At 52.3% G+C, this 16,084-nt stretch carries 15 protein-coding genes and 1 tRNA gene; 9 read left to right on the top strand and 7 right to left on the bottom strand.

The features are described from left to right. Positions 1 to 15 precede the first annotated feature (15 nt). The 3 genes from ychF to F3J37_RS05235 all read left to right on the top strand — a co-directional run bounded on the left by ychF (position 16) and on the right by F3J37_RS05235 (position 3,548). Positions 16 to 1,107 (top strand): redox-regulated ATPase YchF, encoded by a 1,092-nt coding sequence (gene ychF, locus F3J37_RS05245; RefSeq protein WP_034824290.1) that lies wholly within the window; start codon positions 16 to 18, stop codon positions 1,105 to 1,107. 407 nt (positions 1,108 to 1,514) lie between these two features. After that, entirely contained in the window at positions 1,515 to 2,492 is a 978-nt protein-coding gene (locus tag F3J37_RS05240) for a DUF1852 domain-containing protein (RefSeq protein ID WP_166932245.1), read from the top strand. 27 nt (positions 2,493 to 2,519) lie between these two features. Then, entirely contained in the window at positions 2,520 to 3,548 is a 1,029-nt protein-coding gene (locus F3J37_RS05235) for a methionine synthase (RefSeq protein ID WP_097116825.1), read from the top strand. Between the two features lie 117 nt (positions 3,549 to 3,665). Here the strand turns inward: F3J37_RS05235 and F3J37_RS05230 are convergent, their stop codons facing one another. Further along, complete coding sequence (locus tag F3J37_RS05230; protein WP_166932243.1) at positions 3,666 to 5,084, bottom strand: 6-phospho-beta-glucosidase; 1,419 nt, start codon at positions 5,082 to 5,084, stop codon at positions 3,666 to 3,668. On the opposite strand from F3J37_RS05230, the gene F3J37_RS05225 reads away from it, so the two are divergent. Further along, on the top strand, positions 5,059 to 5,307 hold the full coding sequence (locus tag F3J37_RS05225) for a hypothetical protein (RefSeq protein WP_166932242.1): 249 nt from the start codon (positions 5,059 to 5,061) through the stop codon (positions 5,305 to 5,307). The two genes, F3J37_RS05230 and F3J37_RS05225, sit on opposite strands and share 26 nt — an antisense overlap. On the opposite strand, the gene F3J37_RS05220 is transcribed toward F3J37_RS05225, so the two are convergent. Genes F3J37_RS05220 through F3J37_RS05205 form a run of 4 tightly spaced genes read right to left on the bottom strand, consistent with a single transcriptional unit; the run spans position 5,287 to position 8,728 of the window. Continuing rightward, positions 5,287 to 6,720: a 6-phospho-beta-glucosidase gene (locus F3J37_RS05220; protein ID WP_166932240.1), complete on the bottom strand. Its 1,434-nt coding sequence runs from the start codon at positions 6,718 to 6,720 to the stop codon at positions 5,287 to 5,289. The genes F3J37_RS05225 and F3J37_RS05220 overlap by 21 nt on opposite strands. Positions 6,721 to 6,750: 30 nt before the next feature. Beyond that, on the bottom strand, positions 6,751 to 7,083 hold the full coding sequence (locus F3J37_RS05215) for a PTS lactose/cellobiose transporter subunit IIA (RefSeq protein WP_160832839.1): 333 nt from the start codon (positions 7,081 to 7,083) through the stop codon (positions 6,751 to 6,753). Positions 7,084 to 7,091: 8 nt separating this feature from the next. Continuing rightward, the gene (locus F3J37_RS05210) at positions 7,092 to 8,408 is read right to left on the bottom strand and encodes a PTS sugar transporter subunit IIC (protein ID WP_034824306.1); all 1,317 of its coding nucleotides are present in this window, start codon (positions 8,406 to 8,408) and stop codon (positions 7,092 to 7,094) included. Then, complete coding sequence (locus tag F3J37_RS05205; RefSeq protein WP_034824314.1) at positions 8,408 to 8,728, bottom strand: PTS sugar transporter subunit IIB; 321 nt, start codon at positions 8,726 to 8,728, stop codon at positions 8,408 to 8,410. The genes F3J37_RS05210 and F3J37_RS05205 overlap by 1 nt, the downstream gene beginning before the upstream one ends. A gap of 294 nt (positions 8,729 to 9,022) precedes the next feature. On the opposite strand from F3J37_RS05205, the gene F3J37_RS05200 reads away from it, so the two are divergent. From F3J37_RS05200 to gap, 3 genes are all read left to right on the top strand, one after another. Beyond that, complete coding sequence (locus tag F3J37_RS05200; RefSeq protein WP_160868144.1) at positions 9,023 to 10,045, top strand: LacI family DNA-binding transcriptional regulator; 1,023 nt, start codon at positions 9,023 to 9,025, stop codon at positions 10,043 to 10,045. Positions 10,046 to 10,096: 51 nt separating this feature from the next. Further along, complete coding sequence (locus F3J37_RS05195; protein WP_097116820.1) at positions 10,097 to 11,074, top strand: GlxA family transcriptional regulator; 978 nt, start codon at positions 10,097 to 10,099, stop codon at positions 11,072 to 11,074. A 78-nt stretch (positions 11,075 to 11,152) separates the two neighbouring features. Further along, complete coding sequence (gene gap, locus F3J37_RS05190; RefSeq protein ID WP_160868153.1) at positions 11,153 to 12,163, top strand: type I glyceraldehyde-3-phosphate dehydrogenase; 1,011 nt, start codon at positions 11,153 to 11,155, stop codon at positions 12,161 to 12,163. Positions 12,164 to 12,229: 66 nt separating this feature from the next. Here gap and phoA read toward each other — a convergent pair whose 3' ends face one another. Then, the gene (gene phoA / locus F3J37_RS05185; RefSeq protein WP_166932239.1) at positions 12,230 to 13,636 is read right to left on the bottom strand and encodes an alkaline phosphatase; all 1,407 of its coding nucleotides are present in this window, start codon (positions 13,634 to 13,636) and stop codon (positions 12,230 to 12,232) included. A gap of 245 nt (positions 13,637 to 13,881) precedes the next feature. Here phoA and F3J37_RS05180 point away from each other — a divergent pair. After that, positions 13,882 to 13,969: transfer RNA gene (locus tag F3J37_RS05180), tRNA-Ser, on the top strand. A gap of 64 nt (positions 13,970 to 14,033) precedes the next feature. Here F3J37_RS05180 and F3J37_RS05175 read toward each other — a convergent pair. After that, positions 14,034 to 14,909 (bottom strand): LysR family transcriptional regulator, encoded by an 876-nt coding sequence (locus tag F3J37_RS05175; protein WP_166932237.1) that lies wholly within the window; start codon positions 14,907 to 14,909, stop codon positions 14,034 to 14,036. Between the two features lie 93 nt (positions 14,910 to 15,002). On the opposite strand from F3J37_RS05175, the gene F3J37_RS05170 reads away from it, so the two are divergent. Next, positions 15,003 to 16,016 (top strand): nitrilase family protein, encoded by a 1,014-nt coding sequence (locus F3J37_RS05170; RefSeq protein WP_166932236.1) that lies wholly within the window; start codon positions 15,003 to 15,005, stop codon positions 16,014 to 16,016. Positions 16,017 to 16,084: the final 68 nt, after the last annotated feature.

Here is a 16,084-nt window from a genome sequence, read left to right as displayed (position 1 = left end):
AAAGGTAATCAGACCATGGGATTTAAATGCGGTATTGTGGGCCTGCCGAACGTCGGTAAATCCACCCTGTTCAACGCGCTGACTAAAGCGGGTATCGAAGCAGCCAACTTTCCGTTCTGCACCATCGAGCCTAACACCGGTGTGGTGCCAATGCCCGATCTGCGCCTCGATCAGCTGAGCGAAATCGTTAAGCCACAGCGTGTTGTGCCGACCACCATGGAATTCGTCGATATCGCCGGTCTGGTGAAAGGCGCATCCAAAGGTGAAGGCCTCGGTAACCAGTTCCTGACCAACATCCGTGAAACCGAAGCTATCGGCCACGTGGTGCGTTGCTTCGAGAACGACAATATTATTCACGTTTCCGGCAAAGTGAACCCGGCGGAAGATATTGACGTTATCAACACTGAGCTGGCGCTGTCCGATCTGGATACCTGTGAACGTGCCATTCAGCGTTGTCAGAAGAAAGCCAAAGGCGGCGACAAAGATGCTAAAGCTGAGCTGGCTGCATTAGAGAAGTGCCTGCCGCATCTGTCCGAAGCGGGCATGTTACGCGCGCTGAAACTGGATGCAGACGAGAAAGCGGCCATTCGCTACCTGAGCTTCCTGACCCTGAAGCCCACCATGTACATCGCCAACGTCAACGAGGACGGTTTTGAAAACAACCCGTACCTTGATCAGGTGCGTGCGATTGCAGAAGCCGAAGGTTCAGTGGTGGTGCCGGTATGTGCAGCCGTTGAATCCGACATCGCTGAGCTGGATGACGAAGAGCGTGATGAGTTCATGGCGGAATTGGGTCTGGAAGAACCAGGTCTGAACCGCGTGATCCGTGCAGGTTATGCCCTGCTCAACCTGCAAACTTACTTCACCGCTGGCGTGAAAGAAGTACGTGCATGGACCATCCCAGTGGGCGCGACCGCGCCGCAGGCTGCCGGTAAAATTCATACCGACTTCGAGAAAGGCTTTATCCGTGCGCAGACCATCGCGTTTGATGACTTTGTGACCTACAAAGGTGAGCAAGGCGCGAAAGAAGCCGGCAAGATGCGTTCAGAAGGTAAAGAGTACATCGTGAAAGATGGCGACGTGATGAACTTCCTGTTCAACGTCTAATCTTCAAGTCGATGATTTGACCCTGTTGAATTAAATTCAGCCAAAAAAATCCACGCCTGGCGTGGATTTTTTATTTCCCATTAGGTAGATTCTTCCGCATTGCCCTCCGGGCGTGTTGGCCATCACATCGCTTTTATCGCTGGCCTAACAAACATTCAACGCTCGCTTTTCCGCAAAAAATCCCCCTTCTGACCACCCTGCTCCAGAGTGTGAACCCGATCATGAAATTGGCTCATGCAGCTTTGAAGTTTAATCACTTTCAATCACCGAGTGACTCTGGCATAAAATTCGCATTGTTATTGACTTAAGACAATGTGAAATCTACCGCAGGTGATAGGCCGCAGTATCAGGTCTACCCGCCTAAAGCCGGAAAGGTTTTGCAGCTGAAATCAGGATACCCGAGCATCATGAGCAACGATTTTGCATTTTCAATTAAGAGCAGCGTTTTCGATGAGAATTACAATCCATCTGAAAATACGCGCATCACCACGAACTTTGCTAACCTGGCGCGTGGAACCCATCGCCAGCAGAACTTGCGCAATGCCTTAATGATGATGAACAACCGTTTCAACTCTCTGGCGCACGCGGACAACCCAAAAGGCGATCGTTATGCTGTTGAGCTGGAAATCATTTCTGCGGAAATTGATATTGAAGGCAATGGCAAAACCTTCCCGGTGATCGAAATCCTGAAAACCAATATTGTTGATCGCAAAACTCAGCAGCGTACCGATGGCATCGTAGGCAATAACTTCTCGTCCTACGTGCGTGATTACGATTTCAGCGTGCGTCTGCTGGCGGCGAATAACAATAACTCCGGTTTCAGCCTGCCGGAAGGTTTCGGTGATCTGCACGGCAACATCTTTAAAAGCTTCGTCAACTCGGCGGCCTATCAGGAACGCTTTAATAAAAAGCCGGTGATCTGCCTGAGCGTATCGAGCAAGAACACCTATCACCGCACTGACTATCAGCATCCGGTGTTGGGCTATGAATACAAGCAAGATGAGCTGTCCCTCACCGACCATTACTTCGGCAAAATGGGATTGCAGGCGCGCTACTTCATGCCTGAAAACAGCGTCGCGCCATTAGCTTTCTATTTCACCGGTGACTTGCTGAATGATTACACGGATCTGGAACTGATCGGCACCATCAGCACCATGGAGACGTTCCAGAAGATTTACCGCCCGGAAATTTACAATGCCAACTCTGCCGCAGGCCAGTGCTATCAGCCAAGCCTGACACATGGCGACCATTCATTAACGCGCATTGTTTACGATCGAGAAGAACGCAGCCGGTTGGCAATTGAGCAGGGGAAGTATACGGAAGAGCACTTCATCAAACCCTATCAAGACATTCTTGAGCAGTGGTCTGCACATTACGTTCTTTGATTAAGCCAAAATAAAAGGTTATTGATTATGAAATTGTTATTGCCTACTTCAACGGCAGGAAGCTTACCGAAACCGGCCTGGCTTGCTCAACCTGAAACGCTGTGGTCGCCATGGAAATTGCAGGGTGATGAATTAGCCGAGGGCAAAAGAGATGCCCTGCTGTTATCCCTGCAGGATCAGCAATTAGCGGGTATTGATATCGTCAGTGATGGCGAGCAAACGCGCCAGCACTTCGTCACCACCTTTATTGAGCATCTCAGCGGCGTTGATTTTGAAAAGCGTGAGATTGTGAAAATTCGCAATCGCTATGACGCCAGCGTGCCGAGCGTGATCGGTGAAGTCGTACGTAAAAAACCAGTGTTTGTTGAAGATGCTAAATTCCTGCGCCAGCAAACCAAACAACAGATTAAGTGGGCTCTGCCAGGCCCAATGACCATGATCGATACGCTTTATGATGGTCACTACAAAAGCCGTGAAAAACTCGCCTGGGAATTTGCCAAAATTCTTAACCAGGAAGCCAAAGAGTTAGAAGCAGCCGGTGTTGATATTATTCAGTTTGATGAACCCGCATTTAACGTGTTCTTCGATGAAGTGAATGACTGGGGCATCGCCGCACTGGAAAGAGCCGTTGAAGGTCTGAAGTGCGAAACCGCCGTGCACATTTGCTACGGCTACGGCATTAAAGCGAACACTGACTGGAAAAAGACCCTCGGCACTGAGTGGCGTCAGTACGAAGAAGTGTTCCCTAAACTGCAAAAGTCTTCTATCGATATCATTTCACTGGAAGCGCAGAATTCGCGCGTGCCAATGGATCTGATTGAGCTGATTCGTGGCAAAAAAGTCATGGTCGGTGCCATTGATGTGGCGACCAACACTATTGAAACTGCGGAAGAAGTCGCTGATACCTTGCGTAAAGCACTGCAGTTTGTCGACGCCGATAAGCTTTATCCTTCTACTAACTGCGGTATGACGCCACTGTCGCGCCGTGTTGCCAGAGGTAAGTTGGAAGCCTTGAGCGCGGGTGCAGCTATCGTACGTAACGAACTCACCGCGTAATGCTGATCCACTCACCGCCCAACAGGACGGTGAGTGCTTTTCCCGGTGCCCAGCGATGTTCAAACGGGCACCGTCTTCAGTCTCCTGCCTGCCTCATTCGATCCTGATAAAACCTCATCAACCCTTATGCGCGTGCGCTTGCCTGTCGGCCAGTAACTGATCGACGAAGGTAACGATCTCCGGTTTTGTCTGCTCAATCTCCGCAATTTTGCTGGCGAACTTCGGCAAATAGGCTTTATGGGCATACAACAATTGATCCAGCACTTTTATCGCCGTGTCGCCCGCCGGAATCAGCGGATTAATGGTGAAAGCGTGTAATGCCGCACCGTAATCTCCGCTAACGGCGGCTTCAATCACCGTTTCCTCCATGGCTTTCATTAACTGAATCATGCCGCGCGCCGCAGGCGGTAACGCTCCCCAACGCAGCGGTTCTGCGCCATGAGAAGTAATCGCAGCGGTGACTTCTACCACGCAATCAAACGGTAAATCGGCAATCGCGCCATTATTGCGTGTTGAGACCACCATTAATTTTCCGCTGTTATTTTGAATCGATGCAATGAGATCGCAAGCCGCATCGCTGTAATGCGCCCCGCCCCGCTGACTTAACTCTTCAGGCTTGTAGTTAAGATTGACGTCTTTATATAACTCGAACAGCCGCGCTTCGGTTTTCTTCACCACTTCAGCACGCGTTTCATACTGTTCGAACTCTTCGATGGCATGAGCGAGCATCGGTTCCTGCAAATAGTAATAGCGGTGATAACCGCAGGGCAGCAGGCCAAGATGTTTTACCTGATCGTAGTTAAAAGGAATCTGATGAATATTTTTCAGCCCTTCATCGCTTTTTTCCTGCTGGTCTGGGGAATAGATTTTATCAATCAGTTCGGCGGTGCGTTCATTGCCCTGCTGATCCCAGACGCGATGCCAGTGGAAATGATTGAGCCCGGCAAACTTGAAATTGAGATCTTTCTCTTCCGCACCGAGCACGCTGCATGCCTGAGTGATATGGCCGAACGGCACATTGCACAGGCCAACGGTTTTTTCCCACTTGCCATATTTAATCGCCGCTTCTGTCACCATACCTGCCGGATTGGTGAAATCCACCAGCCAGGCGTTGGGGCACAATTGACGCATGTCTTCGATAATGTCGAGAATCACCGGCACCGTGCGAAACGCTTTAAATATCCCGCCCGGGCCGTTAGTTTCCTGCCCCAGTAAACCATTAGCTAATGGGATCACTTCGTCTTTTAAGCGTGCATCCAGCAACCCCACGCGGAACTGGGTGGTCACGTAATCCGCATCCTTTAACGCTTCCTTGCGATCGAGAGAAAGATGCACCTGCCAGTCGAGTTTGGCAGCCGCGATCATGCGTTTTGCCATACTGCCAACGATTTCCATCTTCTCTGCGCCGTCCTCAATATCGACCAGCCACAACTCGGCAATCGGTAACTGCTCCTGACGCAGGATAAGTCCTTCAATCAACTCAGGCATATAGCTGGAACCCCCACCGATAGTGACAATCTTGATCTTATTTGGCATAGGATATAACTCCGTTTGGTTGCAATCAGGTGAGTTAAAAGCGCCGTTTCAGGCAGCATTGCGCCTCACCGCATGGATGATATTTTTCCTGGCTCAGGTTTATGTTATTTATTCAGCCTGCCTGCGCAGGCTGGAAAGGATATTCACTGCCGAAGAGATGACAACTCTGATTTACCCGGGCTTCCTGCCCGGGCAATCCGAATTAAAGCGCTTCACCTTGTGAGGCGATGACCTTTTTATACCAGGCAAAACTCTTTTTCTTCGAGCGCGAAAAATCGCCGGTTTGATCGTCATTACGGTTGACGTAAATAAAGCCGTAGCGTTTGCTGTATTGGCCGGTGCCAAAAGAGACACAGTCGAGACAGCCCCAGGGCGTGAAGCCCATTAAATCCACGCCATCTTCCAGTACGGCTTTTTTCATTTGCTCGATGTGTTCACGCAGGTAGGCAATACGATAGTCATCATTGACCTCGCCGTTGGCCTCACGTTGATCGACGGCGCCAAACCCATTTTCCACAATAAACAGCGGCTTCTGATAACGCTCATACAGCGCATTTAGCGTGTAGCGCAGACCGACGGGATCGATCTGCCATCCCCAATCTGACGCCTGCACATGCGGATTTTTTCGGCTGCCGGGGAATGCTTCGAGTGCGCTGTCCATGCGGGTCGCGCTGGCATACTCCACGGCGTTACTCATGTAATAGCTAAAGCCGAGATAGTCGGTGCAGCCTTCTCGCAGCGTTTGTGCATCTTCCGGCGCCATCTCAATGTGAAATCCGCGCAGTTCCCACTCTTTCAAAATGTACGAAGGATAGGCACCGCGCATGTGCACATCGCCAAACAGATAACGTTCCTGCATCGACTTTTGCGCATACATTACGTCATCAGGATGGCATGACCACGGATACAGCGGCACCATCGCCAGCATGCAACCGATCTTGAATTCAGGATTGATTTGATGCCCCAGCTTCACCACTTTGGCACTGGCCACAAACTGATGATGCAGTACCTGATACATCACCTCTTCCGGCTTCTCATGATCGGTGAAAATCACGCCTGAGTTGCTGTAGCCAAATAGCGGTCGCCGCCAGTTACGCTGGTTGTTGATCTCGTTAAAGGTCATCCAGTATTTCACTTTGCCTTTGTAGCGCTTCATCACCACTTCGCTATAGCGCACAAAGAGATCGATCAATTCACGATTTAGCCAGCCGCCATATTGCTGCACCAGATGCAATGGCATCTCGAAGTGCGACAGCGTAATCACCGGTTCGATGCCATATTTGAGCAGCTCATCAAACATGTCGTCGTAGAACTGCAGGCCCGCTTCGTTAGGTTGTTGCTCATCGCCTTTCGGGAAGATGCGTGTCCAGGCAATCGAGGTACGAAAACACTTAAAACCCATCTCGGCAAACAACGCGATATCGTCTTTGTAGTGATGATAAAAATCGGTGGCCTGATGATTGGGGTAGTGTTTCCCCTCGACAATGCCATTGGTAATTTCACGTTCAACGCCATGCGCTCCGCCCGTCAACACATCGACGATGCTCGGCCCTTTACCGCCTTCGTTCCATCCACCTTCAACCTGATGCGCGGCAACGGCGCCGCCCCATAAAAAATCAGCCGGTAACTGAGACATAATCCATCCTTTCATGTGATTAACTGCGTCTTACTGCAAGTGGGTTTTTGATAACTCCTGCACCTGACGATGCAGATAGATCAGCTCTTCAACTAAATCGCGACACAACATAGCGTTCATCAGATGATCCTGCGCATGCACCATAATCAGGTTGACCGGAATTTTGCCGCAGCCTTCATCCGCACCGATTAACGCGGTTTGAATTTTGTGGGCTTCGCGCGCGGCATCTCGTGCACTTGCCAGCAACGCATCGGCTTCCTGCCAGTTGTGTTTTCGGGCCGCTTGCAGTGCCTGCATCGATGATGAACGGGCTTCCCCTGCATGAATGATCAGCTCCATCACCGTGCTTTCCATTTCCTGCATCTCTTGCATTACTTCATCTCCTCAGCCAGTTGTTCCTGCGCCATCTCTTCTTCCTGCGCAAGCAGTTGGCGTTCATACATTTTGAAGAACGGGTAATAAATCAGCGTGGATAAACAAATCAGGAACGCGACTAACACCACTGCGCGCCAGTCCCAGCCGGTTGACCAGGCGGCACCAATCGGTCCCGGCGTGGTCCAGGGTGCCAGCGAAATGACGTGGTTGATCAGGTTGGTACGGGTAGCGGTCCAGGCGATAACCGCGTTGATCAACGGCGTGGTGATAAAGGGAATAAACAGCAGCGGATTCATCACCACCGGTGAACCGAAAATAATCGGCTCATTGATGTTAAACATACCGGGTACAAAGCCGAGGCGGCCGATGGCGCGCAGATGCGCGGAGCGGCTGCGCAGATAGAGAATCACCAGGCCCATGGTGGCACCCGATCCGCCTACGGTGATGAAGAACTGCCAGAATGGCTCGATAAAGATTTTAGGGATCTCTTGCCCGGCATTTAACGCTTCCTGGTTCAGCCCCAGATTACTCAGCCAGAATGCCTGCAGGATGCCGCCAACAATCGCCGCGCCGTGAATGCCGGCGAACCACAGCAAATGACATAGCAATACGGCGATGAGCACCGCAGGCAGTGAATCGGCTGCTGAGATAATTGGCGCAAACACTGACATGATGGCCTGAGGAATCAACAGGCCAAAGTGGCTCTCCATAAACAGGTTCAGCGGGTAGAGCGTCAGGAAAATCACCATGATGGGGATCAGCAGGTCAAAGGACTGACGAATTTTCGGTGGCACCTGTTCCGGCAGTTTGAAACCAATGTTGTACTTCACCAGCCAGTGCATCACTTCCGTGCAGTACAAGCTGATCAGGATGGCGGTGAATATCCCTTCTCCACCCAGCGAAGCGACGGACAATGCGCCGTTCTTTTCCGGTGCAGCCACCACCAAAAAAGTCATCAGCGACAGCAGCGCCGCCATCAGGCCATTCAGTTTGTAGCTTTGCGCCAGGTTATAGGCAATCGCGCCGGTGATGAACACCGCCATGATGCCCATCGTCATGTTGTAGGGCATCATCAGCTGGTCGTTGTACTGTTTCACCATGCCCAGCCACCACTGGGCGAAACCCCATTGGCTGTCCTGACTGAAAGGAGGATGTGAGAACAGCAGCATGAATGAGCCGACAATCAGGAACGGCATCGAGGCAATAAATCCGTCCTTGATCGCCACCACATGCCGTTGCGATGAGAGTCGCGCAGCAATCGGACTGATGCGGTTTTCAATCACACCAAATAAGGAGTCAGCCAGTGTACTCATCATGCCCCCTTATTAGCATCAATCAGGGCGAGCGCCGACTTCAGGATCTTTTCGCCATTTAACATGCCGTAATCCATGGTGTTAATGACGGTGACCGGTTTGTGATACTCCTGTGCCTGACGTTCGAAATCTGCCAGCTTATATTTGATCTGCGGGCCTAGCAGACAACAGTCATACTCGGCGATTTTTTCACTGAACTCTTCCATGCCAACGGCATCAATTTTGGCTTCTAAACCCAGCTGCGTAGCGGCTTTCTGCATTCTTTGTACGACCATGCTGGTTGACATACCTGCGGAACAACACAATAGAATTTTCACCATGACACCCTCCGTTTTTTTTAAATAATTACGCGCCGAGAATCGTTTCTGCAACCGGTTACAGATTCAATTTGTTCTTTTTGTGATCCATAACTCAAACCGTTAACCCTTATTTAAAGAGTGAAAATATGATTAATCTGAGACCGGTTTCATATTATTTTTTTGTTAGCCTTTTAAATATGTGATGAAATCGGATGATAATGAGAAAAAACGTTATCGGTTAGAAGAGCCTCACTCTGCAGTTTTCAGATTGAGCTTTTGCGCTACAATGCGCGAGAACGCTGAGAAGGAAGATAAATGACGACAATGCTTGATGTCGCAAAACGCGCAGGTGTGTCAAAAGCCACGGTGTCACGGGTGCTGGCTGGCCATGCTTATGTGTCTAAAACGGTGCGGGATCGGGTGATGCTGGCCATAGATGAGATGGATTACCGTCCTAACCTGCTGGCACGAAGTCTTGCGACCAACCGTTCGCACAGTATTGGTCTGATGGTGCCCAACACGCTTTACAATGGTCCCTTTTTTACCGAGCTGTTATTCCAGGCCGCGACCATGACGGAAAAACTCGGTTCACAACTGGTGCTGGGCGATGGTAAACACAATGCGCAGCAAGAGCGTGAAGCCATAAACTTTTTAATCGATAGCTATTGCGATGCCGTGATCATCTATCCGCGCTATTTAAGCGTGGAAGATATTGATGCCCTTATTCCTGGTATGAGTAAGCCGTTAATCGTGTTAAACCGCCGTTTGAAGCAGCATCCGCAATATTCGGTGTGTGCTGACCACGAAAATGACACCCTCAACGCGGTGAATCATTTAATTGCTCAGGGCCACCGCGAGATCGCTTTTATCAAAGGGATGGGCAGCTCTCACACCGGATTAAGTCGCCTGAAAGGCTATATTTCATCGTTGATGGAAAATGGCATTGAATACGATGAAAACCTGATGCTGGATGGCTGCTGGACCAGCGCCAGTGGGCAACTGGCGGTTGAAGCACTGTTGCGTCGTAAAGTCAGATTTTCCGCGATTGTCGCCAGCAATGATGATATGGCGATTGGCGCCGCTTGCGCCTTGCACAACGCGGGTTTGCGCATCCCGCATGACGTCTCCTTGCTGGGCTTTGATGATATCCCGGTTGCGCCCTATCTCTTGCCGGCGTTAACCACGGTGCATGTTCCGGTTGCTGAGATGGTGTCGAGCGCATTAACGCAACTGTCTAAAATGCTGGATGGCGAAAGCGTGACGGCGCAGCCACTGATGCCGGGCCGACTGGTGCTGCGTAATTCGATCACCCAGGGACCGTATTACCAGCAAAAATAACGACGCCGTGCGATAATCTGGCTTAATTTGCCACGATGAGCATTTTACGCCATGAAGCATTTCCTCGTTATTGTTCCCGATGGCGGCATGCTGTTTGAAGCCGCCGGTATTGCCGACATCCTGATGCACGCCAACCTGCACCTGCCGGTCGGCGTTGATCAGCCACGTTATCGTGTCAGTATCGCCACCACGCAGCCGCATCAGGTGATCCATGGTCAGTCGGGCCTCAACCTGCTGGCTGACCTGAAGCTGGCCGAATTAGATCCCCGCGCCGCCTGGGACACCATCATGATTACCGGACGCGGTGACAGCGTTGAAGAGGGCAATATGGTGGTGGATTTCATCAGGCTGGCGGCTCCGCAGGCTCGGCGTGTGGTGTCAATTTGTGGTGGCGCGATGCTGCTCGCTGAAGCCGGTTTGCTGGATGGACGCCGCGCCACGTCACACTGGCGCCTGCTGGAAACCCTGCAAACCCGCTTCCCCCGTGTTCAGGTGGAAGGGGGTCCGCTGTATATTCAGGATGGTCCAATCTGGACGTCCGGCGGCGTCAGCTCCGGCTTTGATCTCACGCTGGCGCTGGTTGAAGAGGATTTTGGCTTCAGCGTGGCACGCGATATCGCTCAGGATATGGTGATGTATTTGCGTCGCCCCGGCGGACAGATGCAGTTCAGCCGCTACCAGCTACAACAAACCAGCACCGGCCCGATCCACGATCTGCAAAGCTGGATACGCGCCAACCTGGCGAAAGATCTGTCGGTTGAGAAATTGGCCGAACGTGTCGCCATGAGCCCCCGCAATTTCACCCGCGTATTCACCCGTGAAACCGGTGCGTCACCGGCGCGCTATGTCGCAGAAGCGCGACTGGCCGCCGCACGAGAACTGTTGGAACAGAGCCGCGCGACGCTGGAACGCATCGCCCTCGACACCGGATTTGGCAGCAGCATCAATTTGCGCCGCAGTTTTGAGCGCCAGCTGCATCTCACTCCGGGTGAATATCGCCAACGCTTTCACTGCCGCAAAATGGCGTAAAGTGATCCTTTTTTGTCGTTTACGCCAATCACACATCGTCCTACATTGACTGCAACCACTTCGGATAAGGAGTCAATGATGATTAAGATTGGCATTAACGGCTTTGGCCGTATCGGACGTAACGTGTTCCGCGCCGCACTGGGCAGTAACGATATTGAGATTGTGGCGATTAACGATCTCACCGACAGCAAAACGCTGGCGCATCTGCTCAAACACGACTCATTGTTAGGCAGACTTCCTGCAGAAGTTGAGGCCGGTGAAGGTGAGCTGCGCATCGATGGTAAGCCGGTGCGGGTGTTCAGCGAACGCGACCCGGCCAATATCCGCTGGCGTGACGTGGGTGTTGATATTGTGATTGAAGCCACCGGCTTCTTCACCGAGCGCGAGAAAGCGGCAGTGCATATCACGCACGGCGGCGCAAAACGGGTGATCATCTCCGCTCCTGGTAAAAACGATGATTTGACGATTGTGCTGGGCGTGAACGACCAGCGTTACGATCCCCAGCAGCATTTCGTGGTGAGTAACGGCAGTTGCACGACCAACGGCCTCGCGCCAGCCGCGCAAGTATTGCATCAGGCATTCGGCATTGAACATGGCCTGATGAATACCACCCATGCTTATACCAATAGTCAGGTGCTGCACGATCAGCCGGAGAAAGATCTGCGCGGTGCACGTGCCGCCGCCCTGTCGATTGTGCCTTACTCCAGCGGTGCGGCAAAAGCGCTGGGCCGTGTGATCCCGGAACTGGATGGACGTTTGACGGGCTATTCATTGCGCGTGCCGGTGCCAGTGGTGTCGATTGTGGATCTCACCGTGACGCTGAAGCGTGATGTGACGGCAGAAGAAGTGAACAATGCATTTAAGGCCGCCGCCGCTGAGGGTCCATTAAAAGGCATTCTGGGATACAGCGATGAGCCACTGGTCTCCAGCGACTATCAGGGCGATCCACGTTCATCGATCATTGATGGGCTCTCTACCCTGGTGATTGGCGGCAACCTGGTGAAAATCCTCGCCTGGTACGATAACGAGTGGGGATTCTCAAATCGTCTGGTGGATTTAGCGCGCTTAATGGCGCAGCGCGGATTGTAATTCGCACCAATCTGCAGCCCAAAAAATCCCCGCTGATGCGGGGATTCTCGTTGCTGCCGGGAGTGATTACTTGATGCCCATCGCATCCTTCAGCGTAAAGAACAAGTCCGTCTGATCGGTCAGGCCCACCACGTTAGCCGCATAAGGCCCATAGGCCGCGATGCGCAACTGTGTGCCGGTATGCCCCTGAGAATCCTCTTCAGAGTTACCGTAACTGATGGTCATGACCGCACCATCTTTGGTGTTCACCGCCTGGGTCAGGCCTGGGGCTTTGCTGCCATTTTCAATAATCTGGCTGCTATGCGCATGGTCTGCCGTCACTACCACCAGCGTGTCACCGTGTTCACGTGCAAAAGCCAGCGCCTGCTGCACGGCCTCATCCAGATCCACCGTTTCGCCAATCTGGCCGCACGGGTTCGCCGCGTGATCCTGTTTATCAATTGACGCGCCTTCCACCTGCAGGAAGAAACCTTTCTCATTGGTGCTCAGCAGATCAATCGCCTTTTTGGTCATCTGCGCCAATGTTGGTGTTGATGCCGGGCGATCTTTATTCACTTCACAGGTCACCGCCGGTTTATCGATATTGCCGTGATAGCTGGCTTTTGGTCCCTGCCAGCGAACCGGCATATTGCCATCGGAGAACAGCCCCAGTACCGGTTTCGTTTGATCGGCCTGTTGGATGGCATTCATGCCATCAAGGTTATCAACCAGCTGGAAGCCCAACGCCTGAGCCTGCTCGCGCAGGGTTTTACCCTGATATTCACCCGCTTTGGCGCTTTCAGAGAACGATTTCGCCCCGCCGCCAAGGGTGACATCTGGGCGGGTCTTCAGCATCTGCTCGCTGATAGACCCTTTACCGCCCTGCTCCAGCGCATTGGTGGGACACAGCTCGCTGGTTTTCTCCGGGCCATAACATTTACGCGACGTGACATGCGCCATCAAAGCGGCGGGCGTGGCATCCTGCAATTCTGCAGTCGAGACGTTACCGGTGGCTTTCCCAGCGGCTTTCGCCAACTCCAGAATGGTGACCTGATCCTTGCCATTAACGTCTACGCCGATGGCGCCGTTATAAGATTTGGTGCCCGTCGCCCAGGCGGTCGCGGAGGCAGCCGAATCGGTCACGTAATTCGGTTTGTGAGTTTTCTTGTCTAACGAGTAGTGGGTGTACTGACCGGTTAACGGCAGCGCATCAATGCCTGGGAAGAAACCACCCGCGCCCATCGCCTGATTTCGTGCGGCGGTGATTTCCGAGTCACCCATGCCATCGCCGATCAATAAGATGACGTTTTTGGCCGTGGTATTAACGAGTGAGGCTTTCAGCGCTTCCGTCTGGTCGCTGCTGAGGCGGCGCGCGCCACCGTGTTCGGTGATATCACCGGTGGCGGCGCGGCTATACGTTGTTGTGTCTGCCACTGCTGACGTCGCGATGAGTGAAGCCAGCAGAGAAACCGTGAAAAGAGGTATGTGTTTCATTTATAAGCATCCTTATCAGTAAATATAACCAAATGTTTCCGCAGACAAGTCTGCGACAGTCTGGTGACACTTTTGTGGCAGAGAGGGAATAATTTGATGACAGAACACGCAGTTCGGCGAGAGATGCAGCAAGCTGCACAGAGCTTAAGCGGATAGAACAAAAGGAGAAAATAGGGCTTGACCGTATTCAGGTAACTCCCTATAGTAGCGCCCCGTTGACCCAGTGCGGTTGGCAGAAAAAATGTGGTGAGATGTCCGAGTGGCTGAAGGAGCACGCCTGGAAAGTGTGTATACGGCAACGTATCGGGGGTTCGAATCCCCCTCTCACCGCCATCATTTCGAAGAAGAGCCTGAACGAAAGTTCAGGCTTTTTTTTGTCTTCAATTCAGCCACATCGTTAATTTATCTGGCCATCTTCCATTACCATCGCTAAAAACTTGTCTCTTAGCGGGTCCTTAATCTGACCATTCCACGCCAAACCGGTGTGCCATTGGGTATGCTCGCCTTCCAGCGGCAATAGTGTGACGCCTACAGGCAGGATGTGTTTCACACTCGCCGGCAGTAACGCCACACCATCACCAGCGGCCACCAGCGCCAGTAACGTCTGAATATCATCAGCAGCCGACACCGTGCGCGGCGTGAGGTTTCTTGCGGTCAGGAATTGATCGGCCTGCGTAGTGAGCCCTTCGCCCCGCTGAGGTGCCAACTGTAAGAGTTGATGATTTTCAATAACCTGCGTTGTTTCTAAGTGACTCAATAATTGATCAGCGGCTACCGCCAGCACTAATTGTTCCGTATCCAGACTGTGACTTTGCAGTGGTTCAGGCACGGGTAAGCGCACAAATCCCACCTGCAGTCGTCCTTCAGCAAGCCGTTGGGTCTGAACCGCCGAAGGCATATCGTTGAGCGAGACCTGTACGCCGGGATAACGAACGCGAAAGGCAGCGACACGTTTGGCAGCAAAAAGATAAGAAGAGATGCCAAAACCCAGAGTGAGTTTTCCTGAATCCCCTCTTTGGATCGCCGTCACATCAGCAAAGAAATCCGCGTAGCGCTCCACTGCCTCGCTGGCAGCCGCTAATAACTGCTCTCCCGCCACCGTTAACCGCGCGCCATGCCGGCCGCGCTGAAATAACGTCACACCAGAAAGGTGCTCCAGTGTCTGGATCTGTTTCGAGAGTGCGGGCTGGGTGATGCAGAGCTTATTGGCCGCCGAGTGGTAGGTGCCTTCTTGCGCCAGCGTCACAAAGGCGCGTAACAGTTTAATATCCATTCCAATCGGTTATCAAAGTGGGAGAAGTTGTGATTATACACGGTGGATTTCCCTCTGGTGAAATAGCGACCTACTTCCTTTTGGAGAATCACCATGGAACATTCACTTCGCGTTGCCACCGTGCAGTTTTGCCATCGCGCCAGCGACAAAGCTTACAATCTTTCCGTGATGGAGCGCTTTATCGCGCAGGCCGCACAAGAAGAAGTCAAAATATTAACCTTTCCTGAAATGTGCATCACGGGTTACTGGCATGTGCCGGATCTGCCCATTACAGAGGTCGAAGCCCTGGCCGAGCGCACGGAAAACAGCCCGTCACTGGCGCGTATCGCGAGCCTGGCGGAAAAGCATCAGATGGCGATCGGCGCCGGCTACATCGAAAAGCATGATAATGGACTGCTCTACAATGCCTATGCGGTCTGCATGCCGGATGGCCAACGCCAAGTACATCGTAAGATCCATGCTTTCGAACATGCGGGCATCGCCCAGGGAAATGAATTCACCGTGTTTGACACGCCATGGGGGGTGAAAGTCGGGATTCTGATTTGCTGGGACAATAATTTAACCGATAACGTCCGCATCACCGCGCTCATGGGAGCCGATATTCTGATTGCCCCGCATCAAACAGGTGGCACCCATTCACGCAGTCCCTTTGGTATGAAACCCATTCCGGTGAGCCTGTGGGAAAACCGAGAAAGCGATCCCAGCGCACTGGAAATCGCTCTGGCTAGCGACAGCGGTCGAGGCTGGTTGATGCGCTGGCTGCCTTCGCGTGCGCACGATAACGGGCTTTTCGTCCTGTTCAGTAATGCCGTCGGACTGGATAACGGCGAGATCCGTACCGGCAATGCGATGGTGATTGACCCCTATGGCCGCATCGTTAACGAAACCACTTCCTTCAGGGATACGCTGGTGAGTGCCGACCTGGATCTCTCGTTACTGGCGATGTCTACCGGACGCCGCTGGATCCATGGTCGTCGCCCGGAGCTTTATCAACTCCTGTGTGAACCTCAGGGCTATGAGCGTGATGCACGTACTGCACGGTTCTCCGAGGATGTTCCTGTGTTCGATCACAAAATGACGCGTAAAACATTTTTGGATAAAAAATAACGCAGCATAAGGAGTAAACCTTTCGCGTTTTATGAATACCGACACTGAAGACGCCTGGGGAAGTTAAT

The organism is Candidatus Pantoea communis, assembly GCF_011752685.1.
Taxonomy (GTDB): Bacteria; Pseudomonadota; Gammaproteobacteria; order Enterobacterales; family Enterobacteriaceae; genus Pantoea; species Pantoea communis.
This window is presented reverse-complemented; position numbering and strand designations above follow the sequence as displayed.

Bases quoted from the DNA above. Each gene is read 5' to 3' on its own strand.
- F3J37_RS05170 (WP_166932236.1), top strand. From the start codon at position 15,003: ATGGAACATTCACTTCGCGTTGCCACCGTGCAGTTTTGCCATCGCGCC.
- F3J37_RS05220 (WP_166932240.1), bottom strand. From the start codon at position 6,720: ATGTCTCAGTTACCGGCTGATTTTTTATGGGGCGGCGCCGTTGCCGCG.
- ychF (WP_034824290.1), top strand. From the start codon at position 16: ATGGGATTTAAATGCGGTATTGTGGGCCTGCCGAACGTCGGTAAATCC.
- F3J37_RS05195 (WP_097116820.1), top strand. From the start codon at position 10,097: ATGAAGCATTTCCTCGTTATTGTTCCCGATGGCGGCATGCTGTTTGAA.
- F3J37_RS05230 (WP_166932243.1), bottom strand. From the start codon at position 5,084: ATGCCAAATAAGATCAAGATTGTCACTATCGGTGGGGGTTCCAGCTAT.
- F3J37_RS05175 (WP_166932237.1), bottom strand. From the start codon at position 14,909: ATGGATATTAAACTGTTACGCGCCTTTGTGACGCTGGCGCAAGAAGGC.
- gap (WP_160868153.1), top strand. From the start codon at position 11,153: ATGATTAAGATTGGCATTAACGGCTTTGGCCGTATCGGACGTAACGTG.
- F3J37_RS05235 (WP_097116825.1), top strand. From the start codon at position 2,520: ATGAAATTGTTATTGCCTACTTCAACGGCAGGAAGCTTACCGAAACCG.
- F3J37_RS05210 (WP_034824306.1), bottom strand. From the start codon at position 8,408: ATGAGTACACTGGCTGACTCCTTATTTGGTGTGATTGAAAACCGCATC.
- F3J37_RS05240 (WP_166932245.1), top strand. From the start codon at position 1,515: ATGAGCAACGATTTTGCATTTTCAATTAAGAGCAGCGTTTTCGATGAG.
- phoA (WP_166932239.1), bottom strand. From the start codon at position 13,636: ATGAAACACATACCTCTTTTCACGGTTTCTCTGCTGGCTTCACTCATC.
- F3J37_RS05205 (WP_034824314.1), bottom strand. From the start codon at position 8,728: ATGGTGAAAATTCTATTGTGTTGTTCCGCAGGTATGTCAACCAGCATG.
- F3J37_RS05200 (WP_160868144.1), top strand. From the start codon at position 9,023: ATGACGACAATGCTTGATGTCGCAAAACGCGCAGGTGTGTCAAAAGCC.
- F3J37_RS05215 (WP_160832839.1), bottom strand. From the start codon at position 7,083: ATGCAGGAAATGGAAAGCACGGTGATGGAGCTGATCATTCATGCAGGG.